The sequence below is a fragment of the Pseudomonas sp. GD03862 genome (assembly GCF_029840855.1).
GTDB classification, from domain to species: domain Bacteria; phylum Pseudomonadota; class Gammaproteobacteria; order Pseudomonadales; family Pseudomonadaceae; genus Aquipseudomonas; species Aquipseudomonas alloputida.
In genome coordinates this window covers 150428-171963 of the sequence record NZ_JAOCDI010000005.1, presented here as the reverse complement: position 1 = coordinate 171963, position 21536 = coordinate 150428, and the positions used below count along the sequence as shown (strand labels likewise).

The following is a 21536-nucleotide window of genomic DNA, read 5'->3' as shown; positions in this document are numbered from 1 at the left end:
GGCTGGGAGGCTGTAATGCGTTGGGGTACCTACTTCGCCGTACTGGCATCGGTGCTCAGTGTCGGGCTGGCGCTTGGCGTGAGCATGCCGCTGGTGTCCCTGCGCCTGGAGGCCTGGGGCTACGGCAGCTTCGCCATCGGCGTGATGGCGGCAATGCCGGCGTTGGGCGTACTGGCCGGCGCCAGCCTGGCCAGCCGCCTGGCAGGTTGGGTTGGCGTACCTTCGGCGATGCGCCTATGCCTGTGGGGCGGGGCGCTGTCGATTGGCCTACTCGCGCTGCTGCCTAGTTACCCGTTATGGCTGCTGCTGCGGCTGATGATCGGCATGTCTCTGACCGTGGTGTTCATCCTCGGCGAAAGCTGGATCAACCAACTGGTGGTCGAACAGTGGCGTGGCCGGTTGGTGGCGCTGTATGGCAGCAGCTACGCCCTGAGCCAGTTGGCCGGGCCGTTGGTGCTGGGTTTCCTCGGCTCTGATGACGACTTCGGCTTCTGGGCGGCGACCGGCCTGCTGCTGGCCGCGCCGCTGGTTCTGCTGGGGCGTGGTGGAGCGCCGAGCACGGAAGCCTGCAGTGTCACCTTTGGCGACCTGTTCGCCTTCTGCCGACGCTTACCGGTAATTGCCTGGGCCATTGCCCTGTTCGCCTCGTTCGAGGCGATGATCCTCACCTTGCTGCCGGTGTATTGCCTGCAGCAGGGTTTCAGCACCGAAATCGCCTTGTTCATGGTGAGTACCGTGGTGGTGGGTGATGCAGTGCTGCAATTGCCCATCGGCGCGCTGGCCGACCATATGTCGCGACGTACCCTGTTCACTGGCTGTGCGGTGACCCTGCTGGTGTCCAGCCTGGCGATCCCGCTGCTGTTGCACACGCCGGTTATCTGGCCGTTGTGGGTGTTGTTCGGCGCCAGTGCCGGCGGCTTGTTCACCTTGTCGCTGGTGCTGATCGGTGAGCGCTACCGCGATGATGAGTTGGTACGGGCCAATGCCCACGTGGCCCAGCTGTGGGGTATTGGCTGTTTGCTCGGGCCGTTGTTGGCGGGGGCGGGGAGCCAGTGGATCAGCGGGCATGCGTTGCTGTTCCTGATGGCGGCCGGGGCTGCGGGGTTGGTGGTATTGACCCGGCGGCGCGGAGCCTTTGAGCCGGTTTCTGCCTGATGATTTTGGGGGCCGCAAGGCCCCGGAATCGCCGCTATAGCATCTTCTCCAAGCCAACCGCCTTGCTGATCCAGGCATTGAACCGCCGCCAGACCCCACCCGGCTCAGACGTCAGCACGTGCCGTTGGCCATTGTCCTCGGTCGCCCACACCAGCTTGTTGCCTATCAGTTTCACCTGATAGCTCAGCGCAGGCGCCATACCCTGCTGGGCTAGCTCGCGGGTGTATTCGGCAAGCTCCGGGCTGTCCACCAGTACCCCGACCTCGGTGTTCCACAATACTGAGCGCGGGTCGAAGTTGAACGAGCCGATGAAGGTCTTGCGCCGGTCGAACACGATCGCCTTGGTGTGCAGGCTCGAATCCGAGCTGCCACGAAAACTCAATCGCCCCGCGCTGGGGTCGCCTGGCTGGCGGCGAAGCTCGTAAAGCTGCACCCCGTGCTCAAGCAAGGCACGACGATAGGGGGCATAGCCTCCATGCACTGCCGGCACGTCGGTGGCTTCAAGCGAGTTGGTCAGCAGCTTCACCGAAACGCCAGCGTCGGCGCGGCCGGTCAGGTACAGCAGCCCCGGTTCGCCTGGTACAAAGTAGGCCGATGCCAGGACCAACTCGCGGTGCACGTTAGCCAGGTCCGGAGCCAGTTGCTGGCTCAGCAGTAATTGCGGGTCCGGTTCGTCTTCGGCCAACACCTTGCTGGGCGCATCCCATAGGGCCTGTGCGTGAGCCCAGATCAGCTCGTTGCGCCACACATCCAGGCGCGGCTGCGACTGATAGGCCATCAAGCGGTCGTACAGGGCCTTGCGCTGGGTCCTGGCTTTGGCCAGCGACACTTCCAGGCGCTGGCGGCTGGCCCGCAGGTCGTTGGCATCCGGGTCATGCCAGAGGAAATCGGTGATCGGCCGGCTGAGGGCGCTGTTCCAGTACTGGTCGAAGCTGTGCCCCAGCTGCTCGGCCACCGGGCCCACGCCCAGCAGGTCGATGTCGGTGAAGTTGAGGTTGGGCTCGGCATCGAAATACTCGTCGCCCAGGTTGCGACCGCCGACGATGGCCATGCTGTTGTCCACCAGGAACAGCTTGTTGTGCATGCGTCGGTGCTGGCGCGACAAGTTGAACAGCCGGCCCACGGCGCGCGTAACGCCGGTACTGCGCCCCAGATGCAGTGGGTTGAACACGCGAATGTGGATGTTCGGGTGGGCATCGAGGGTGCCCATGACGGTGTCCAGGCCGTCGCTGGTGGTGTCGTCGAGCAGGATGCGCACGCGCACGCCACGGTCGGCGGCGCGCAGCAGTTCATGCACAAGGGCGCGGGTACTGAGGCCGTCGTGGACGATGTAGTACTGCAGGTCGATGCTCGCCTGGGCGTTGCGTATCAGTTCGGCGCGGGCGCGAAATGCCTCGTTGCTGTTGGGCAGCAGGCGAAAGCCCGAGCGGCCGCCATAGGGCGCGGCCTGGCGCAGCACCGAGCGGCCAAAGGCCGATTCGTGGGCAGGCAACGCCTGGCTGGTTTCCCGGGGCGCGCTGATGCTTGTGCAACCGGCAAGGCCGAGCAACAACACCAGCAGCAGAGGCAAGGCTCGCTGGAGTCTCAAGGGTGGACCGTCCTGTTACAGCAAGGGCTTTAGGGGTTTGACCGTGACGGGCGGCGTAAAGTTACGCGTCGGCGCTTTCGTCATCCAGTAGACGAAGGGCGGTTTCACCAACCTTGCGCACGGAGGCTTCGATCTGCGGCGTTGGCCTGGCGGCGAAATTCATGCGCAGGCAGTGGCGAAACTTGCCCGAGGCCGAAAAGATGCTGCCCACGGCAACCTGCACGCCCTGCTCCAGTAAAGCGCGGTTCAGCCGAAGCGTATCGAGATGTTCGGGTAATTCCACCCACAGCATGAAGCCGCCCTGGGGCCGGCTGACCCGGGTGCCCGCCGGGAAGTAGCGGGTCACCCAGTCGCCCATCAGGTCGCGGCCACGCTGGTACTGGCTGCGCATGCGCCGTACATGGGGCTGGTAGTGCCCGGCGGCGATGAAGTCAGCGATGGCCAGCTGAGGCTGGCTGGCGGTGCTGCCGGTGCTGATGTATTTCATGTGCAGCACGCGCTCCAGGTAGCGCCCGGGCGCCACCCAGCCGATCCGCAGGCCAGGCGCGAGGGTTTTGGAGAACGAGCTGCAGAGCAGCACGCGGCCATCGTCGTCGAACGACTTCAGGGTGCGTGGGCGTGGGTAGGTATAGGCCAGGTCGCCGTACACATCGTCTTCCAGAATCGCCACGTCATAGCGTTGGGCGAGGCTCAGCAGGGCCTTCTTGCGTGCCTCAGGCATGATGTAGCCCAGCGGGTTGTTGCAGCTGGGGGTGATCTGGATGAGCTTGATCGGCCACTGCTCCAGGGCCAGCTCCAGCGCCTCCAGGCTGATGCCGGTGACCGGGTCGGTGGGGATTTCCAGCGCTTTCATGCCCAAGCCCTTGAGGGTTTGCATGGCGCCGTGGAAGCTGGGCGAGTCGACCGCGACGATGTCGCCTGGCTCGCAGACTGCGCGGATGCTGCATGACAGCGCCTCATGGCAGCCGGTGGTGATCACCAGGTCGGCCGGCCCCAGGCGGCAGCCGGAGTCGAGCATCAGCCGGGCCACCTGTTCGCGCAGGGCCAGGTTACCGTGGATGTTGTCGTAGTACAGGCCAGGCATGTCCTGGCGCCGGCTCAACTGGGCAAGGCTGCGCAGCAGCGGCTTCAGGGTAGGGCTGTCGATGTCGGGCATGCCGCGGCCGAGTTGCACCACATCATGGCGCGGCGTACTGCGCACCAGCTCCAGCACCTGTTCCCACTGCGAGATGTCCACCGGGCGCTGGGCCGGGCGGCTGACTGCGGGCAGTGCCGGCAACTGCCGTTGGTCGCTGACGAAGTAGCCGGACTTGGGCCGCGGCGAGACCATGCCGCTGTCTTCGAGCATGCGATAGGCCTGCTGCACGGTGCTCAGGCTGACCCCGTGCTCCTCACTCAGTGCGCGTACAGACGGCAGGCGCTGGCCAGGGCGATAGAGGCCCTGCTCGATGCGGGCGCCGAGTATTTCGGCGAGATTCAGGTAGAGGGTCAAGGCATACTCCTGCGCTGCATTGGCATAGCGACCGGTACAGTTGGGCTGAAAATACAGCATTCAGTCGGCCAGCGGCCAATTCTGTATGGGAATAATAAGGCTGTATTGGATCTGTATTGTCGAGGGTGCCGACGCGCATGCTTTCTCCACGGTAACAACTGAACGGGAGGATGCGGTGATGGGTGGCATGAGCGATGTGCGCTTGCAACTGTTGGCCAAGGAACTGGAAGCCGGGCAGCAGGCCAAGGTGTTCAACGCGCCAGAGGGTTTGGGGCGTTGGGGGCTGATGCTGCATCGCTGGCATACCCGCAGGGCGTTGCTGCAGCTGACCGATGACGAGTTGCGCGATGTCGGGCTGAGCTGGGAGCAGGCCCGGATCGAAGGGCGGAAACCCTTCTGGAAGGACTGACACGATGGTCGCAGGAGGGCCTGTTGTGCCCCAGACTTAAAACCTGCACCGACCCTGTGGGAGCGGGCATGCCCGCGAAGCAGAAGTCGCGGAGGATGGCACGGGCTTCGCCCGTGTTCGCGGGCACGCCCGCTCCCACAGGGGGCGCGTCAGCTTTTAGATTTTAAGCAAGACAGTTGCTGCCACAAGGATGGGGACTTTCAGGCCAGCTCTTTCAGGCGATGCCACAGCATCCCCAGCGCCAGCAGTGGCGAGCGCAGGTGCTTGCCGCCAGGGAAGGTGATGTGCGGCACCTTGTTGAAAAGGTCGAAGCGCCCGCTTTCCTGGCCACTGATGGCTTCACCCAGCAGGCGCGCGGCCAGGTGGGTGGCGTTGAGCCCATGGCCCGAGTAGGCCTGGGCGTAATACACGTTCGGCTGGCTGGCCAGGCGGCCAACCTGCGGCAGGCGATTGGCACCAATGCCGATCATGCCGCCCCACTGGTAGTCGATGCGCACGTCGGCAAGCTGCGGGAACACCTTGAGCATCTTCGGCCGCATATAGGCGGCGATGTCCTTCGGGTCGCGGCCTGAATAGTGGCAGGCACCGCCAAACAGCAGGCGGTGGTCGGCGGACAGGCGGTAGTAGTCCAGCGCCACGCGCTGGTCACACACCGCCATATTCTGCGGCAGCAATGCGCGTGCGCGTTCTTCGCCCAGCGGCTCGGTGGCGATGATGTAGCTGCCGGCCGGCAGCACCTTGCCGCCCAGCTCGCGATTGAGGTCGTTGTGGTAGGCGTTGCAGCACAGTACCAGGGTCTTGGCGCGTACCCGGCCTTGGGCAGTATGCACCTTTACTTCAGTGCCGTAGTCGATGCGGGTGACTTCGGATTGCTCGAACAACTTCACGCCCAGGCGGGCGGCTGCGGCGGCTTCACCCAGTGCCAGATTGAGCGGATGCAGATGCCCGGAGCCCATGTCGACCAGCCCCCCCACATAGCAGTCGGCACCCACCACGCTGTGGATATCGTCCTTGCCGACCAGCCGCAGCTCATGTGCATAGCCCAGACTGCGCAGCTCCTCGGCGTCTTCGGCAAAGCCCAGCAGCTCGGCGGGTTTGTTGGCCAGGTCGCAGTAGCCCCAGGCCAGGTCGCAGGCGATAGCATGCTTTTCTACCCGCTCGCGCACGATCTGTACGGCCTCCAGGCCCATTAGCTTCATGGTGCGCACGCCTTCTTCGCCGATGACCGGGAGGAACTGCTCCAGACCATGGCCGACCCCTCGGATCAGTTGCCCGCCATTGCGCCCACTGGCGCCCCAGCCAAGTTTGCGCGCTTCCAGCAGGATGACCGAGAAACCACGCTCGGCCAGCTCGATGGCGGTGTTCAGGCCCGAGTAGCCGCCGCCAATGATGCACACGTCGGCGATGTGTTCGCCTTGCAGGAAGGCGTGGTCGGGGTGTGGCGCGCTGCTGGCGGCGTAATAGGAGGCGGCGTGCTGCGCGCTGTGGATCATTGGGGCGGCCCTGAAAAATGGAGGGGGGACGAGGATAAGCTGTGCCATCGCGGCCGGGCAACCAGCGAGGGCTTCATACTCGTTCGCGGGTTAACCCGCGAATAAGCCTATAATCCAATCAATTTGTCAGCTTGTATCCCGTCATGTCCTGCAACCGCCACAAGATCCACTTCCTGCGCGAACTCATCCCCTCTTTCGAGTGCGAGCCCGGCTGCCACGACTGCTGCGGCCCGGTCACCACCTCGGCGGAGGAAATGGCCCGCCTGCCGCGCAAGTCCCAGGCCGAGCAGGACGCTGCTCTGGAGCGTCTGGACTGCGTGCACCTGGGCCCCAACGGCTGCACGGTGTATGAAGAGCGGCCGATGATCTGCCGGCTGTTCGGCACCACCCCGCGCATGGCCTGCCCGCGGGGTCGTGGCCCTGAACCGATGATCGACCCCGCCGCTGAACAGTTGGTCCACCAGTTCATTGCCACCACCCGCCAGGTGCTGGTCTAGCCTCAGTCCGGGATCGGCAGGCAGAGGCTCTCCTTCACCTCTTCCATCACGATGTAGCTCTTCGATTCGCGCACGTGGGGCAGTTTCAGCAGGATGTCGCCGAGCAGCTTGCGGTATGAGGCCATTTCCGAAATACGCGCTTTCACCAGGTAGTCGAAGTCGCCCGACACCAAGTGGCATTCCAGCACGTGGGGCAGCTTCAAAACCGCGCGGCGGAACTCCTCGAAGGTATCGCCCGACTTGTAGTCCAGGCTGATTTCCACGAACACCAGCAGGCTGCCCTTGAGGTGCTGCGGGTTCAGGCGGGCGTTGTAGCCCATGATGATGCCCTCGCGCTCCAGGCGGCGAACCCGCTCGGTGCAAGGGGTGGTGGACAGCCCAACTTTCTCGCCCAGTTCGGTGAAGGAAATACGCCCGTCATTCTGCAGGATACGCAGGATGTTGCGGTCGATCTTGTCCAGTTCACGCTTGGTCTGGTGCTGGGTTCTCATAGGGGATGCCCCTCCGTGAAAGGCGATTTTGCCGAGAATTCTCGCCAATAATAGGCTTTTATATAGTGAATTGCACTGGTCTCAAATTCCTATACTGCGCCCATTCATGCCATTTCAATAAAAGTGTGCGGCGCGCCGCGTGTGAGGGATAAAACGATGCGAGTTCTGGTACTTGGTAGCGGTGTAATCGGAACCGCCAGTGCCTACTACCTGGCCCGGCAAGGTTTCGAAGTCACGGTGGTCGACCGCCAGCCGGCGGTGGCCATGGAAACCAGCTTTGCCAACGCCGGCCAGATCTCGCCCGGCTATGCCTCGCCCTGGGCTGCCCCTGGCGTACCGCTCAAAGCCATCAAGTGGCTGCTGGAGCGTCACGCCCCCCTGGCCATCAAGCTCACGGGCGACGTCGACCAGTACCTGTGGATGGCACAGATGCTGCGCAACTGCACTGCCAGCCGCTACGCGGTGAACAAGGAGCGCATGGTGCGCCTGTCCGAGTACAGCCGTGACTGCCTCGACGAGCTGCGCGCCGAAACCGGCATCAACTACGAAAACCGCAGCCTGGGCACCACCCAGCTGTTCCGCACCCAGGCCCAGGTCGATGCTGCGGCCAAGGACATTGCCGTACTCGAACAGTCCGGTGTGCCCTACGAGCTGCTCGACCGCGACGGCATTGCCCGCGTCGAACCCGCCCTGGCCGGCGTGAAAGATATCCTGGCCGGCGCCCTGCGCCTGCCGAACGACCAGACTGGCGACTGCCAGCTGTTTACCACCAAGCTTGCCGACATGGCGTTGAAGCTGGGCGTGGAGTTCCGCTTCGGCCAGGACATCCAGCGCCTGGACTTCGCGGGTGACCGCATCAATGGCGTGTGGATCGACGGCAAGCTGGAAACGGCAGACCGCTACGTGCTGGCGCTGGGCAGCTACTCGCCACAGATGCTCAAGCCGCTGGGCATCAAGGCTCCGGTGTATCCGCTGAAAGGCTATTCGCTGACCGTGCCGATCACCAACAGCGACATGGCCCCGACTTCGACCATTCTCGACGAGACCTACAAGGTTGCCATCACCCGTTTCGACAACCGCATCCGCGTTGGGGGCATGGCTGAAATCGCTGGTTTTGACCTGTCGCTGAACCCGCGTCGGCGCGAAACGCTGGAGATGATCGTCAACGACCTTTATCCTCGCGGCGGTGACCTGAGCCAGGCCAGCTTCTGGACCGGCTTGCGCCCGGCGACCCCGGACGGCACACCGATCGTGGGTGCCACGGCGTTCCGCAACCTGTTCCTGAACACCGGTCACGGTACCTTGGGCTGGACCATGGCGTGCGGTTCCGGCCGCCTGCTGGCCGACCTGATTGCGCGCAAGAAGCCGCAGATCAGTGCCGAAGGCCTGGATATCTCCCGTTATGGCAACAGCCGGGAAGTGGCCAAGCACGGGCAAAGCGCGCCGGTTCACCAGCAGTAATAGCCTGTGCCGGCCCATTCCACAGGTACACCACAGCTTTTGAACGCTGTGCACTACCTGTGGGAGCGGGCAAGCCCGCGAAGAATCCACCACCGATTTCAACCCGAACCACCATAAGGCAGCCGCCATGCGTCCCGCCCGCGCCCTGATCGACCTCCAGGCCCTGCGCCACAACTACCGTCTGGCCCGTGAACTGACGGGTGCCAAAGCCCTCGCCGTGATCAAGGCCGATGCCTACGGCCACGGCGCCGTGCGCTGCGCCCTGGCCCTGGAGGCCGAAGCCGACGGCTTTGCCGTGGCCTGCATCGAAGAGGCGCTGGAACTGCGCGCCGCCGGTATCAAAGCCCCGGTACTGCTGCTGGAAGGTTTTTTCGAAGCCAGCGAACTGGCGCTGATCGCCGAGCACGACCTGTGGTGCGTGGTGCACTCGCTGTGGCAACTGGACGCCATCGATAAAACCCCGCTGCACAAACCGCTCAACGTCTGGCTGAAGCTGGACAGTGGCATGCACCGCGTTGGCCTGCACCCCAAGGACTACCACGATGCCTACCAGCGACTGCTGGCCAGCGGCAAGGTTTCGCGCATCGTGTTGATGAGCCACTTCGCTCGCGCCGACGAACTGGACGCTGACGCTACCTCCCAGCAAATCGCTGTGTTCGAAGCTGCCCGACAGGGCCTGGCCGCCGAATGCAGCCTGCGTAACTCGCCCGGCGTGCTGGGCTGGCCGCAAGCGCCCAGCGACTGGGTGCGCCCAGGCCTGATGCTGTACGGCGCCACGCCGTTCGAAGTGGCGCAGGCCGAGGCCGCCCGCCTGCAACCGGTGATGACCCTGCAATCGCGGGTGATCAGCGTGCGCGAGCTGCCTGCCGGCGAGCCGGTTGGCTATGGTGCCAAGTTCGTCAGCCCTCGGCCGACCCGCGTGGGTGTGGTCGCCATGGGCTATGCCGATGGCTACCCGCGCCAGGCGCCCAACGGCACCCCGGTGCTGGTCGCTGGCAAGCGCACCCAGCTGATCGGCCGGGTGTCGATGGACATGCTCAGCATCGACCTCACCGACGTACCGCAAGCCACTGTCGGCAGCCCGGTCGAATTCTGGGGCAAGCAGGTGCTGGCCAGTGAAGTGGCCGCGCATGCGGGCACTATTCCCTATCAGATCTTCTGTAACCTGAAGCGGGTACCACGGGACTACATCGGCGAATGAGACGCTGAAGCGGACAGGTTGGGGGCGGTGTGTTGTAAATACTGAACGGCATTGCCATGATATCGTTCACATCCACCCCCCTTTTACCGTTTCAGGAGGCTCCAGCTTTGGACGTCGGCGAACGACTGCAAGCCATCCGCAAGCTCAAGGGCCTGTCGCAGCGCGAACTCGCCAAGCGTGCTGGCGTGACCAACAGCACCATCTCGATGATCGAGAAGAACAGCGTAAGCCCCTCTATCAGCTCGCTGCGCAAAGTGCTGAGCGGCATTCCCATGTCCATGGTCGAATTCTTTTCGGTCGAGCTGGAGCCCCAAAGCCCCACTCAGATCGTCTACAAGGCCCATGAGCTGATTGATATCTCGGACGGTGCTGTGACCATGAAGCTGGTGGGCAAGTCGCACCCCAACCGTGCCATCGCTTTTCTGACCGAGGTGTACCCGCCAGGTGCGGACACCGGTGCCGAGATGCTCACCCACGACGGCGAGGAGACCGGTATCCTGCTTGAAGGCCGCCTGGAGCTGGTGGTCGGCAACGAGATTTTCGTTCTCGAAGAAGGCGACAGCTACTACTTCGAAAGCACCCGCCCGCATCGCTTCCGCAACCCATTCGACCAGCCGGCGCGGCTGATCAGTGCGGCGACGCCTTCAAACTTTTGATCCAGCGCAGTGCATTGAGTCGGCAATACCCCTTTCCTGTGTGGGGTCGTTTCACGGCCTCTGGGTTCCCGCTATACTTTTCAACGCTCGCCGATCCGTGGCCGCGAGCGTGATTAGCCACCATGAGGGTGTTCGCGTGAATCAAATCAAGAAGATGCTGGCCGTACCAGCAGCCGTATTCGCCCTCTGGGCAATGAGCGCAACCGCTGCGACCAATGACGACATCGCCAAGCGCCTGGAGCCGGTTGGCCAGGTGTGCGTCCAGGGCCAGGAGTGCAAAGGCATGGAAGTGGCCGCTGCAGCGGGTGGCGGGGGAGCCAAAACGCCGGATGAAATCATCGCCAAGCACTGCAATGCCTGCCATGGCAGCGGCTTGCTCGGCGCGCCTAAAATTGGTGACACCGCGGCGTGGAAAGAACGCGCCGACCACCAGGGCGGCCTGGACGGCATCCTGGCCAAGGCCATTACTGGCATCAACGCCATGCCGCCAAAGGGCACCTGTGCAGACTGCTCGGATGAAGACCTGAAAGGGGCGATCAAGAAAATGTCCGGGCTGTGATTTACAGCTGAATTGCATGAGGCCCGCCGTTGATGGCGGGCTTTGTTTTTGGGGCGTCTTTACCGGCCCGTTCGCGGCAAAGCCGCTCCTATCGGGCAACGCGATCCCCGTAGGAGTGGCTTTGCCGCGAACGGGCCTGCACAGGCAACCAATCAACGCCGTGACGACATTGAGAGAGATTCTGTACAACTAGCTTTTCTACCAGTTGTATCTACGGATTTTCCGCCGAATACTGGAGCATCTTAAGGTGGTGGGTATGGAACAATGGATTCGGTTCCAGCGGGCGGAAACTGTTCGGAACAAAACGCCGTCAGTCTAAGGCAATCGGCAAGGCTGATTACCGGCAGCTCTCATCAAGGTCTGGGGTATACACCATACGGCTACCAAGCGACCACCCCGAGTCTGCTCGGCTTCAATGGTGACCGCCTGGATCCTGCTTCCGGTTACTATCCACTGGGCAATGGCCATCGATCATTCAGCACATCATTGATGCGGTTCATTAGCCCGGACAGGATGAGTCCCTTCGCAACTGGCGGATTGAATTCGTACGCGTACTGCCTTGGAGATCCCATAAACCGACATGATCCCAGTGGTGAAAATTCGGTTGTTAGGTCCTTCGTTAAACTCTACAGACGTCTCATCCCCAAAAAACTGAACTTGCCTCCCATTGTAAACCAGCTCGCATCAGCGGAGACCGAAACGCATTTCGTTAGTTACCGCAATATCCCAGATGAATACAGAATCAACGTTGTCAAGAAAACTGACAGAGTGTCAGATGATTATGTTTTGATTGGCTTTCATGGTAGCCAGAATAAGCATACGCAGTCGTTGGAGGCTGGAGTGAATGCAAGCCTTTTGAAGCGCGATCTTTTAGGCAAAGGGTTCTATGTATCGACAAATTATAGGCACGCTAACAAGTATGCTGGAAAGGATGGACGGATTTTTGCGGTGTACGGAAGAGGAGTTGAGCGGTGGAGAGTGGGCGTGCAATTTGATCGTCCGAGTCCTGACATTCTGCTGATTAGGCCGCCTACGTTCAGCAATATTATTGTGCGGTCAGAAGTTAGAATGCCGCTTAGGCTTCTCCATCAACTCAACGGCGACACATTCTGACTAGCAAGTTTGGCCAATCGGACCCTGAGACCTCTGTGCTGCATGGAAATGCAACGTTTGCGAGGTGGTGCCTAGCCGATAGAGGCCCGGCAACCAACCTTTAGAATCCATGTCCAACTCCTGAACCCATGGATGTTTCAGGAGGCCCAGATGCACCTCTGCTCCATCGACCAGGCTGTCGAGCAGGTCTTGTCCCGGCTGCCAGCCCATATCCACATGGGCCTGCCTTTGGGCCTGGGCAAACCCAATGCCTTCGTCAACGCGCTTTACGCCCGCGTACGCGAGCTGCCCGAACGGCGCCTGACCATCTATACCGCACTTTCCCTCGGCCGCCCGCCACTGGGCGATGGCCTGCAGCGGCGCTTTCTCGAACCCTTCGTCGAGCGTGTCTTCGCTGACTACGAAGAGCTCAGTTACCTCGCAGACCTGCGCAACGACACGTTGCCACCCAATATTCGGGTCGAACAGTTCTTCATGCAGCCCGGCAGCCTGCTGCACAGCGAATCGGCCCAGCAGGACTACGTCAGCAGCAACTACAGCCACGCCGCACGTGATATCAACGCCAAGGGCCTGAACCTGGTCGCCCAGTTGGTGGCCGCCACCCCCGAAAAGCCCGTGCACCTGAGCCTGGCCTGCAACCCAGACATCACCCTCGACCTGCTGCCGATGATCGCCAAGCGCCGCGCTGCAGGCGAAACCATCCTCATGCTGGGCCAGGTGCATGCCGAACTGCCCTACATGCCAGGCGATGCCGAGCTGCCCATCGATGCCTTCGACCTGCTGCTCGATGAAGTAGAGCAACGTCGGCTGTTTTCCACTCCAAACATGCCGGTTGGCATTCAGGACCACTGCATCGGCCTGCACGCCAGCAGCCTGGTACGCGATGGCGGTACGCTGCAGATCGGCATTGGTGCCATGGGCGATGCGGTTGCCGCGGCATTGCTGGCACGTCAGGGCGACAACGCCGGTTACCGTGCGGTGCTCAAGGCGCTGGATGTCGGACCGTGGCAGGCATTGATCGAGCGAGAAGGGGGCCTGGACACCTTTGCCCACGGCCTGTACGGCTGCAGCGAGATGTTCGTCAACGGCCTGCTGGTGCTGGCTGAAGCAGGGCTGCTACGACGCCCGGCGGACGAGCAGGGCGCAATACTGCATGGCGGCTTTTTCCTCGGCCCGCAGGCGTTCTACCAGCGCTTGCGCGAGATGCCGCTGGAGCAGCGCGCGCAGTTTGCCATGACTCGTATCAGCTTCATCAACGAGCTATATGGGCAGGAGGCACTCAAGCGCCGACAACGTCGTGATGCGCGCTTCATCAACACCGCGTTCGGCATGACCCTGCTCGGCGCCGGGGTGGCTGACCAGCTTGAAGACGGCCGCGTGCTCAGTGGCGTGGGCGGGCAGTACAACTTCGTTGCCCAGGGCCATGCGCTGGAGGGCGGGCGTTCGATCCTGCTATTGCGCAGCTGGCGCGAGGCAGGCGGAGAGGTGACCTCGAACCTGTTCTGGACTTATGGCCACTGCACCATTCCCCGGCACCTGCGCGATATCGTGGTGACCGAGTACGGCATTGCGGACTTGCGTGGGCAGACTGACAGCGAAGTGATAGCGCGGTTGTTGGCGGTGAGCGATTCGCGGTTCCAGTCGGGCCTGATCAAGCAGGCAAAAGAAGCTGGCAAGCTTGCCGACGACTTTCAGCTGGAGGCGCGCTTTACCGACAATACCCCGGAACGCCTGGAGGCAATCAGGGCACAGCATGCGCGGCTGTTCCCGGAGTATCCGATGGGCACCGACTTTACGGCCGAGGAGCGGGATCTGTTGCGGGCGCTGAACTGGTTGAAGAGCAAGTTCAAGCTGAGCGAGGTGTTGGAGCTGGGCAAGGCAGCGTTGGATGCACCGGGCCCGGAAGGGTATGAGCGGCATCTGGCGCGGATGGGGCTGGAGGTTCCGCAAGGGTTGAAAGAGGAGCTTTATCAGCGGCTACTGCTGGCAGGCTTACAGGCTACAAGTTAATCGCCTGCGCACACTGGCCCCGTGTAGGAGCGGGTTTACCCGCGAATGCGATATTGAATCTGCCATCGCATTCGCGGGTAAACCCGCTCCTACGCCGGGGCGGTGAGGCCTTATTCGATGAAGCTGACCACACCACCTTCCAGCGACTTCACCCGGGCCAGCGATTCAACGCGGTAGCCCTGGCTGTCCAGTTCGGCACGGCCGCCCTGGAACGACTTCTCGATCACGATACCCAGGCCCGCCACGGTGGCACCTGCCTGCTTGATGATCGAGATCAGCGCCTGCGAGGCTTTGCCGTTGGCCAGGAAGTCGTCGATCACCAGCACGCGGTCGCTGCTGTTGAGGTGACGCGGCGAGATGGCCACGGTGTTCTCGGTCTGCTTGGTGAAGGAATACACCGAGGCGGTCAGCAGGTTCTCGGTCAGGGTCAGCGACTGGTGCTTGCGAGCGAAGATGACCGGCACACCCAGTTTCAGACCGGTCATCACCGCCGGGGCAATGCCCGAGGCTTCGATGGTGACGATCTTGGTCACGCCGGCGTCGGCGAACAGGCGAGCGAACTCGTCACCGATCAGCTGCATCAGCGCGGGATCGATCTGGTGGTTGAGAAACGCGTCGACTTTGAGAACCTGATCGGAAAGCACGATGCCTTCTTCGCGAATCTTCTGATGCAGTGCTTCCACTGTGATTTCCTCGATGTAGATAGTGGTCTGTATGGGCGATCTGTGAGCTCAAATCGGCCATACAAACCACCGTGGCCGCTAAAAGCGGCAAAGTTAAAGAGTAATGGTTGATCAGCGTTTGAGCATTGCCCGGATATCGGCCAGGGCGTTGTTGCCGCGAGCGGCCTTCACCTCGACCGGCGCATCGTCCAGGCCCTCCCAGGCCAGGTCGTCCGGAGGCAGTTCGTCGAGGAACCGGCTGGGCGTGCAGTCGATGATTTCACCGTACTGCTTGCGCTTGGCGGCGAAGGTGAAGGCCAGGGTCTGGCGCGCGCGGGTGATGCCCACGTAGGCCAGGCGGCGTTCCTCTTCGATGGTGTCGGCCTCGATGCTGGAGCGGTGCGGGAGGATTTCCTCTTCCATGCCCATGATGAACACGTAGGGGAATTCCAGGCCCTTGGAGGCATGCAGGGTCATCATCTGAACACCTTCGGCGTTCTCTTCTTCTTCCTGCTGGCGCTCGAGCATGTCGCGCAGCACCAACTTGCCGATGGCGTCTTCGATGGTCATGTCACCCTCTTCGTCCTTCTCGAGGGTGTTTTTCAGCGCTTCCACCAGGAACCAGACGTTGCTGATCCGGAACTCTGCAGCCTTGTCGCTGGCGGTCTGCTGGCGGATCCAGTTTTCGTAGTCGATGTCGCGGATCATTTCGTGCAACGCGGCAATCGGGTCTTCCAGGGCAACCTTGTGGCGCACCCCATCCAGCCAGTGCTTGAAGCGCTGCAAACGCTCGGTGTAGCGGGCGTCCAGGTGCTCACCCAGGCCCAGTTCCTCGCTGGCGGCGTACATCGAAATGCCGCGCTCGGTGGCGTAGTTGCCGAGCTTTTCCAGGGTGGTGGAGCCGATTTCCCGGCGCGGTACGTTGATTACCCGCAAATAGGCGTTGTCGTCGTCCGGGTTCACCAGCAAGCGCAGGTAGGCCATCAGGTCCTTGACCTCCTGGCGGCCGAAGAAACTGTTGCCACCCGACAGGCGATACGGCACCTGGTGATGCTGCAGCTTCAGCTCGATCAGCTTGGCCTGGTAGTTGCCGCGGTAGAGGATGGCGAAGTCGCTGTACGGGCGGTTGGTGCGCAGGTGCAAGGTGAGGATTTCCATGGCCACGCGTTCGGCCTCGGCTTCCTCGTTCTTGCAGCGGATCACGCGGATCTCGTCGCCCACGCCCATTTCGCTCCACAGCTGCTTTTCGAACGCATGCGGATTGTTGGCGATCAACACGTTGGCGCAGCGCAGGATGCGGCTGGTGGAGCGGTAGTTCTGCTCGAGCATGACGATCTTCAGGGAGGGGTAGTCCTCCTTGAGCAGCATCAGGTTCTCAGGGCGTGCGCCGCGCCAGGCGTAGATCGACTGGTCGTCGTCGCCCACCACGGTGAACTGGTTGCGCATGCCGATCAGCATCTTCACCAGCAGGTACTGGCTGGCGTTGGTGTCCTGGTATTCGTCCACCAGCAGGTAGCGCACGCGGTTCTGCCAGCGCTCCAGCACCTCGGGGTGTTCCTGGAACAGCTTGACCGGCTGCAGGATCAGGTCGTCGAAGTCCACCGCGTTGAACGCCTTGAGCGTGCGCTGATAGTGGGTGTAGACGATGGCGGCGGTCTGCTCGCGCGGGTTGCGCGCCTTTTCCAGGGCTTCTGGCGGCAGGACCAGGTCGTTCTTCCAGGCACCGATCATGTTCTTGATCTCGTCGATGCCGTCGTCGCCGGAGTATTCCTTCTGCATGATGTCCGACAGCAACGCCTTGATGTCGGACTCGTCGAAGATCGAGAAACCCGGTTTGTAGCCCAGGCGCTCGTGTTCCTTGCGGATGATGTTCAGGCCCAGGTTGTGGAACGTACACACGGTCAGGCCACGGCCTTCCCCCGGGCGCAGCAAGGTGGCGACCCGCTCCTTCATCTCGCGCGCAGCCTTGTTGGTGAAGGTCATCGCCACGATGTACTGGGCGCGGATGCCGCAGTTCTGGATGAGGTGGGCAATCTTGCGCGTGATCACGCTGGTCTTGCCCGAACCTGCACCGGCGAGCACCAAAAGAGGGCCGCCGACATAGTCACGGGCTTCCTGCTGCCGGGGATTGAGTCGGGACATGCTAGAAACCGGGGGTCGCCAGAAAATAGCCGCGCATTCTAACAGGCATGGGGCCGTTGTGGCGCGACCGTCTGACGTCTGAGTCAGACTTTTGTCCGCCTAATTATTAGTGTCACTAATGCTAGTAGCTGAAAAAATCATATTTGCCGGTTTGACTCGTTTCGCGCAGGATGCACGACAAAATACGTCGGAATGCTACGCTCGAAAAAACCATGTATAAAAGTGAAAATCATTTTCATTGAATGCAGTAGCATCCCCTCCAGATCTCGTTGCACCGTCAAGCCCTAAGGAGCCCGCTTGTCCACGCCTGTCGAACCTTTGCGTTTGCTGCTGTTGGCCGATGAGCCGGAATGGGCTGCCTCGTTGCACGCGTGCATGCCCGCACTGGGTGGCAGCGCCGTGCTATTGACTGCGCCAAACTGGGAGGCGGTCGACAGCCTGTTCAGCCATGATCGCCAGGCCGTCGTGCTGGCAACGCCAGGCTTGCAGCCTGCCCCCGGGCGTTGCGAGCTGCCGACCATCCTGCTGCTTGACCACGAGCCTGAGGCCGCGCCCAGCGCTGTCAGCGACTGGCTGGTGCGCGACCAGCTCAACGCCGATACTCTGCGCCGCTCACTGCGTCATGTGCGAGAGCGCGGGGTGCTGGTCGCCACCTTGCAGCGCCTTGCCGAGCAGGACCCGCTGACCGGCATCGCCAACCGCCAGGGCTTCCAGGCTTTGCTCAATGCACGCCTGGCCGAAAACGAAGGCCGTGGTGTTGCGCTTGGCCACCTGGACCTGGACAACTTCCGCCACGTCAACGACGCCCTGGGCCACCAGAGCGGTGACCGGTTGATCCTGCAGGTGGTGGCACGGCTGAAGCATCAGCTGGAGGCGGGTGACCAGCTGGCACGTCTGGGTAGCGACGAGTTCGCCCTGCTGATCGACACCCGTCGTGATGCCAACCGCGCCGAATGGATTGCCGAACGCATCGTCGAGGCCTTGGCCGAGCCCTACTGGATCGACGGCGAGAGCCTGCTGCTGGGCTGCAGCCTGGGCCTTGCACATGCTCGCGCGCAGAGCGGCGCCGATCCGTTGATGTGGCACGCGCACATCGCCATGCGTCAGGCCAAGGGCAGCCAGGGCTGCACCTTCCATGTGTTCAACGAACGCATCAACCGCAACGCACGCAGCCTTGCCGACCTGGAAAGCGAGTTGCGCCGCGCCCTGCGCCGCGACGAACTGGAGCTGCACTATCAGCCCCGGCTGAACCTGGCTGACGGGCGCATTGTTGGCCTGGAGGCGCTGGTGCGCTGGCGCCATGCCGAACGCGGGCTGCTGCCGCCTAGCGAGTTCGTGCCACTGGCCGAGCAGAGCGGCCTGATCGTGCCCTTGGGTTATTGGGTTATTTCCCGTGCCCTGCGTGACATGCAGGCATTGTGCGAGCGTGGCCTGGAACCGCTGCACATGGCGGTCAACCTGAGTTTCCGTCAGTTCCAGGACAGCCAGCTACTGGCCACGTTGAGTCGCCTGATCCTTGAGCACGGTGTGGATGCCCGCTGGCTTGAGTTCGAGCTGACCGAGACGGCGGTGATGCGCCGCAACGAGGTGGTGCGCCAGACCATGGACGCGCTGGGCCGCCTGGGCGTGCGCTTCTCGCTCGATGATTTCGGCACCGGGTTTTCTTCGTTCGTGCACCTCAACAGCCTGCCGATCACCTTGCTCAAGGTGGACCGCAGCTTTGTTGCGGAAATGGAAATGCGCGAAGAGAATCGCAAGCTGGTACACGCCATGATCAACCTGGCGCACAACCTCAACCTCGAGGTGGTGGCCGAGGGTGTGGAGAGTGAAGAGCAGCTGGCGTTGTTGCGCGGGTTTGGCTGCGACCAGGTGCAAGGCTTCCTGGTCAGCAAACCGCTACCGATAGGGGAATTGATGGCGTATTTGCTGCAGGCGCCCGGACGCCAGTTGGAGGCCGTCCTGTAGGAGCGGGTTTACCCGCGAATGGGCCGGGCCTGCTGGCCAATCTCCACCAGACGTTCACCGTTGCCGCCACCTCCGTATTCGCGGGCAAGCCCGCTCCTACAAGGGCCGCGCAATCCTGTAGGAGCGGGTTTACCCGCGAAGAGGCCCCCACGTCAGGCCGAAGCCGTCGCCTTCCCGGCAGCCCAAGCCTTCCCCAACAACCGCTTCATCCGCCACTCAAAGCCAAACGTCAGCGCCACCGCCGCACATGCCAGCCCCAGCGCCAGCCCCCACCAGATCCCTACTGCACCACCGCCCAGGGTAAAGGTGAACAACCAGGCGCTCGGCGCCCCCACCAGCCAGTAGCACACCAGCCCGATCAGGAAGGTGGTCTTGGCATCTTTCAGGCCACGGATCGAGCCCATGGCAATCGTCTGCATGCCGTCGAACAGTTCGAACCACGCCGCCACCATCAACAACTGCACGGCCACCTGGAAGATCGCGGCAAAGGCCGGGTCATTACGGTCGATGAACAGCCCTACCAGTGCTTCGGGCAGCAGCAGGAACAGCGCGGCGAAGGCAAACATGATCATGGCCCCAAACCCTATGCCCACCCGCCCGGCGCTGCGCGCCGCCAGCAGGTTGCCAGCGCCGTAGTACAGGCCGACGCGCATGGTCACCGCATAGGACAAGCCAGTCGGCACCATGAATGCCGTGGACACGATCTGCAGGGCAATCTGGTGCGCCGCCAGCTCGGTGCTGCCCAGCACGCCCATGCACAGCGCGGCGAAGGCGAACAGGCCCACTTCCACCATGTAGGTACCGCCAATCGGCAGGCCCAGCCGCCACAGCTCGCGCAGGGCCGCCAGTGATGGGCGTGACAGGCCCTTGCGCAGCGGGTAGGCGGTATAGGCCGGATGCCAGCGGATATACAACGCCAAGGCAGTGGCCATGCCCATCGACACCACTGCAGTGACCAGACCGATACCCATCAGGCCCAGCTTGGGCAGGCCGAACATGCCTTCGATCAGTGCCACGTTGAACAGGTAGTTGAGCACCGTGCCGAACAAACTGATGACCATCACCGGGGTCGAGCGACCCAGCGCGCTGGTGAAGCCACGCAAGGCCATGAAGGTCAGATAACCGGGCAGGGCCAGTGGCAGCAGGGTGAGAAATTCGGCGGCCGAGGCCACGTTCTCGGGCTTCTGCCCGAAAAGCAGCAGCACAGGTTCAAGATTCCACAACACCAGCGCGGCGAACAGCGCCAAGGCCCAGGCCAGCCACAGGCCGTTCTGCGCCAGTCGGGTGGCGCCTTCGATGTCGTTGGCACCCTTGCGAATGGCCACCAGCGTGCCGACGGCGGCGATCACGCCCAGGCAGAAGATCGACACGAACGAATAGCTGGCTGCCCCCAGGCCACCCCCCGCCAAAGCCTGAGGGCTGATGCGGGCCATCATCAGGGTGTCGGTCAGCACCATCAGCATGTGCGCCAACTGCGAGGCAATCAGCGGCCCGGCCAGGCGCAGCAAAGCCTTGAGTTCTGTGGTGGGCGCGACGTGCATGGGGGCAGTCCTTCATTCTGGGGTGATCAACGAAGGGCGATTCTGAGGCTTCGGTCAACTTTGCACAAAAGGATAAATGCGATAGTTGGCATGAGTTGAACTCATGTATATAGGTTTCTCGGGGATTTGCCTCACACGCCCATATTGCAGGTGCCTCATGCCACGCCAGCTACCACCGCTGTATGCCCTGCGCGCATTCGAAGCTGCCGCGCGGCTAAGCTCCTTCACCCGTGCGGGCGAAGAGCTGTCCATCACCCAAAGCGCCATCAGCCGGCATATCCGTACGCTGGAGGAGCATTTTGCCTGCCGCCTGTTCGTGCGCAGTGGCCGCAGCCTGCAACTTACCGAAGCGGGGCGGGTACTGCTGCCGGGCGTGCGCGAGGGCTTCGCGGCGTTTGAGCGGGCCTGTGAAACCTTGTGCGGTGAAGACGACATATTGCGCATGAAAGCCCCCTCGACCCTGACCATGCGCTGGTTGCTGGCGTGCCTTAGCCGCTTTCGGCATCTGCAGCCGGGCAATGAAGTGCAGCTGACCAGCGCCTGGATGGATGTCGACCATGTGGATTTCAACCAGGAGCCGTTCGATTGCGCGGTGTTGCTCAGCGACGGGGTATTCCCGCCGGAGTGGGAGGTGCGCAAGCTGTTCCCTGAGCTACTGATCCCGGTCGGCGCGCCGGACCTGCTCGACGAGGAGCCCTGGGATGTTTGCAGGCTGGCCTCTGTCGAACTGCTGCACCCCACTGTGGACAAGCGTGACTGGCGGGAATGGCTGGAGCGGATGGGGCTTGGCGACCAGGTGTCGCTCAAGGGCGGCCAGGTGTTCGATACCCTGGAGCTGGGCATGATTGCCGCGGCGCGTGGCTACGGGATATCCATGGGCGACCTGCTGATGGTGGCCGAAGATGTGGCGCAGAAGCGCTTGAGCCTGCCATGGCCGACGGCGGTGCCCAGCGGCATGGATTACTACCTGGTGTGGCCGCGTACTCGCCCGAGTGGCGAGCGTTTGCGGCGGTTGAGTGCGTTTCTGGAAGACGAGGTGGCGGCGATGGATTTGCCGGATGTGGAAATTCTGCCGCGTCTTTGATCACCTGCACCGGCCTC

18 protein-coding genes are annotated in these 21536 nt (G+C 62.5%); 11 read left to right on the top strand and 7 right to left on the bottom strand.

The window, feature by feature from the left end; genetic code table 11:
- Positions 1-15 precede the first annotated feature (15 nt).
- Positions 16-1155, top strand: coding sequence for an MFS transporter (locus N5D53_RS05530; protein WP_003253511.1), 1140 nt, complete (start codon positions 16-18; stop codon positions 1153-1155).
- Between the two features lie 34 nt (positions 1156-1189).
- Here N5D53_RS05530 and N5D53_RS05525 read toward each other — a convergent pair whose 3' ends face one another.
- Together N5D53_RS05525 and N5D53_RS05520 are read right to left on the bottom strand one after the other, a co-directional pair.
- Entirely contained in the window at positions 1190-2743 is a 1554-nt protein-coding gene (locus N5D53_RS05525) for a phospholipase D family protein (protein WP_104886905.1), read from the bottom strand.
- Positions 2744-2804: 61 nt separating this feature from the next.
- Entirely contained in the window at positions 2805-4235 is a 1431-nt protein-coding gene (locus N5D53_RS05520; RefSeq protein ID WP_162497232.1) for a PLP-dependent aminotransferase family protein, read from the bottom strand.
- A 178-nt stretch (positions 4236-4413) separates the two neighbouring features.
- Between N5D53_RS05520 and N5D53_RS05515 the strand changes: the two genes are divergently transcribed.
- A complete protein-coding gene (locus N5D53_RS05515) occupies positions 4414-4644 on the top strand; it encodes a DUF1127 domain-containing protein (protein ID WP_003253515.1) in 231 nt (76 codons plus the stop codon).
- A 200-nt stretch (positions 4645-4844) separates the two neighbouring features.
- Here the strand turns inward: N5D53_RS05515 and N5D53_RS05510 are convergent, their stop codons facing one another.
- Complete coding sequence (locus N5D53_RS05510) at positions 4845-6137, bottom strand: FAD-binding oxidoreductase (protein ID WP_129931883.1); 1293 nt, start codon at positions 6135-6137, stop codon at positions 4845-4847.
- A gap of 143 nt (positions 6138-6280) precedes the next feature.
- Between N5D53_RS05510 and N5D53_RS05505 the strand changes: the two genes are divergently transcribed.
- Positions 6281-6634: a YkgJ family cysteine cluster protein gene (locus N5D53_RS05505; RefSeq protein WP_003253518.1), complete on the top strand. Its 354-nt coding sequence runs from the start codon at positions 6281-6283 to the stop codon at positions 6632-6634.
- A gap of 2 nt (positions 6635-6636) precedes the next feature.
- Here the strand turns inward: N5D53_RS05505 and N5D53_RS05500 are convergent, their stop codons facing one another.
- Positions 6637-7125: an Lrp/AsnC ligand binding domain-containing protein gene (locus tag N5D53_RS05500; RefSeq protein ID WP_003253520.1), complete on the bottom strand. Its 489-nt coding sequence runs from the start codon at positions 7123-7125 to the stop codon at positions 6637-6639.
- Between the two features lie 156 nt (positions 7126-7281).
- Between N5D53_RS05500 and dadA the strand changes: the two genes are divergently transcribed.
- The 6 genes from dadA to N5D53_RS05470 all read left to right on the top strand — a co-directional run bounded on the left by dadA (position 7282) and on the right by N5D53_RS05470 (position 14125).
- Positions 7282-8586, top strand: a complete 1305-nt coding sequence (gene dadA, locus N5D53_RS05495) for a D-amino acid dehydrogenase (RefSeq protein WP_014592842.1) — start codon at positions 7282-7284, stop codon at positions 8584-8586.
- Positions 8587-8713: 127 nt separating this feature from the next.
- Entirely contained in the window at positions 8714-9787 is a 1074-nt protein-coding gene (alr, locus tag N5D53_RS05490; protein WP_104962817.1) for an alanine racemase, read from the top strand.
- A gap of 107 nt (positions 9788-9894) precedes the next feature.
- Positions 9895-10443 (top strand): cupin domain-containing protein, encoded by a 549-nt coding sequence (locus N5D53_RS05485; protein WP_003253526.1) that lies wholly within the window; start codon positions 9895-9897, stop codon positions 10441-10443.
- Positions 10444-10597: 154 nt separating this feature from the next.
- Positions 10598-11002 (top strand): c-type cytochrome, encoded by a 405-nt coding sequence (locus N5D53_RS05480; RefSeq protein WP_033723760.1) that lies wholly within the window; start codon positions 10598-10600, stop codon positions 11000-11002.
- A 264-nt stretch (positions 11003-11266) separates the two neighbouring features.
- A complete protein-coding gene (locus tag N5D53_RS05475) occupies positions 11267-12115 on the top strand; it encodes an RHS repeat-associated core domain-containing protein (protein WP_279840165.1) in 849 nt (282 codons plus the stop codon).
- A gap of 150 nt (positions 12116-12265) precedes the next feature.
- Complete coding sequence (locus N5D53_RS05470) at positions 12266-14125, top strand: acetyl-CoA hydrolase/transferase family protein (protein WP_190869829.1); 1860 nt, start codon at positions 12266-12268, stop codon at positions 14123-14125.
- Between the two features lie 110 nt (positions 14126-14235).
- Here N5D53_RS05470 and N5D53_RS05465 read toward each other — a convergent pair whose 3' ends face one another.
- Together N5D53_RS05465 and rep are read right to left on the bottom strand one after the other, a co-directional pair.
- Positions 14236-14808 carry a xanthine phosphoribosyltransferase gene (locus N5D53_RS05465; RefSeq protein WP_003253535.1) on the bottom strand — a complete coding sequence of 191 codons (573 nt, stop codon included), beginning with the start codon at positions 14806-14808 and terminating at the stop codon, positions 14236-14238.
- Between the two features lie 111 nt (positions 14809-14919).
- Positions 14920-16929: a DNA helicase Rep gene (gene rep, locus N5D53_RS05460; protein WP_003253537.1), complete on the bottom strand. Its 2010-nt coding sequence runs from the start codon at positions 16927-16929 to the stop codon at positions 14920-14922.
- A gap of 297 nt (positions 16930-17226) precedes the next feature.
- Here rep and N5D53_RS05455 point away from each other — a divergent pair, with 297 nt between their 5' ends.
- Positions 17227-18894, top strand: coding sequence for a bifunctional diguanylate cyclase/phosphodiesterase (locus tag N5D53_RS05455; RefSeq protein ID WP_014592838.1), 1668 nt, complete (start codon positions 17227-17229; stop codon positions 18892-18894).
- A 152-nt stretch (positions 18895-19046) separates the two neighbouring features.
- On the opposite strand, the gene N5D53_RS05450 is transcribed toward N5D53_RS05455, so the two are convergent.
- Positions 19047-20435, bottom strand: a complete 1389-nt coding sequence (locus N5D53_RS05450; protein WP_020193763.1) for a NorM family multidrug efflux MATE transporter — start codon at positions 20433-20435, stop codon at positions 19047-19049.
- A 157-nt stretch (positions 20436-20592) separates the two neighbouring features.
- Here N5D53_RS05450 and N5D53_RS05445 point away from each other — a divergent pair, with 157 nt between their 5' ends.
- Positions 20593-21519: a LysR substrate-binding domain-containing protein gene (locus N5D53_RS05445; protein WP_020193762.1), complete on the top strand. Its 927-nt coding sequence runs from the start codon at positions 20593-20595 to the stop codon at positions 21517-21519.
- The last annotated feature ends 17 nt before the right edge of the window (positions 21520-21536 follow it).

Excerpts from the sequence above, each read along its gene's own strand:
- N5D53_RS05510 (WP_129931883.1), bottom strand. The coding sequence starts at position 6,137 with ATGATCCACAGCGCGCAGCACGCCGCCTCCTATTACGCCGCCAGCAGC.
- N5D53_RS05530 (WP_003253511.1), top strand. The coding sequence starts at position 16 with ATGCGTTGGGGTACCTACTTCGCCGTACTGGCATCGGTGCTCAGTGTC.
- dadA (WP_014592842.1), top strand. The coding sequence starts at position 7,282 with ATGCGAGTTCTGGTACTTGGTAGCGGTGTAATCGGAACCGCCAGTGCC.
- N5D53_RS05505 (WP_003253518.1), top strand. The coding sequence starts at position 6,281 with ATGTCCTGCAACCGCCACAAGATCCACTTCCTGCGCGAACTCATCCCC.
- N5D53_RS05500 (WP_003253520.1), bottom strand. The coding sequence starts at position 7,125 with ATGAGAACCCAGCACCAGACCAAGCGTGAACTGGACAAGATCGACCGC.
- N5D53_RS05445 (WP_020193762.1), top strand. The coding sequence starts at position 20,593 with ATGCCACGCCAGCTACCACCGCTGTATGCCCTGCGCGCATTCGAAGCT.
- N5D53_RS05515 (WP_003253515.1), top strand. The coding sequence starts at position 4,414 with ATGGGTGGCATGAGCGATGTGCGCTTGCAACTGTTGGCCAAGGAACTG.
- alr (WP_104962817.1), top strand. The coding sequence starts at position 8,714 with ATGCGTCCCGCCCGCGCCCTGATCGACCTCCAGGCCCTGCGCCACAAC.
- N5D53_RS05450 (WP_020193763.1), bottom strand. The coding sequence starts at position 20,435 with ATGCACGTCGCGCCCACCACAGAACTCAAGGCTTTGCTGCGCCTGGCC.
- N5D53_RS05470 (WP_190869829.1), top strand. The coding sequence starts at position 12,266 with ATGCACCTCTGCTCCATCGACCAGGCTGTCGAGCAGGTCTTGTCCCGG.
- N5D53_RS05480 (WP_033723760.1), top strand. The coding sequence starts at position 10,598 with ATGCTGGCCGTACCAGCAGCCGTATTCGCCCTCTGGGCAATGAGCGCA.
- N5D53_RS05475 (WP_279840165.1), top strand. The coding sequence starts at position 11,267 with ATGGATTCGGTTCCAGCGGGCGGAAACTGTTCGGAACAAAACGCCGTC.
- rep (WP_003253537.1), bottom strand. The coding sequence starts at position 16,929 with ATGTCCCGACTCAATCCCCGGCAGCAGGAAGCCCGTGACTATGTCGGC.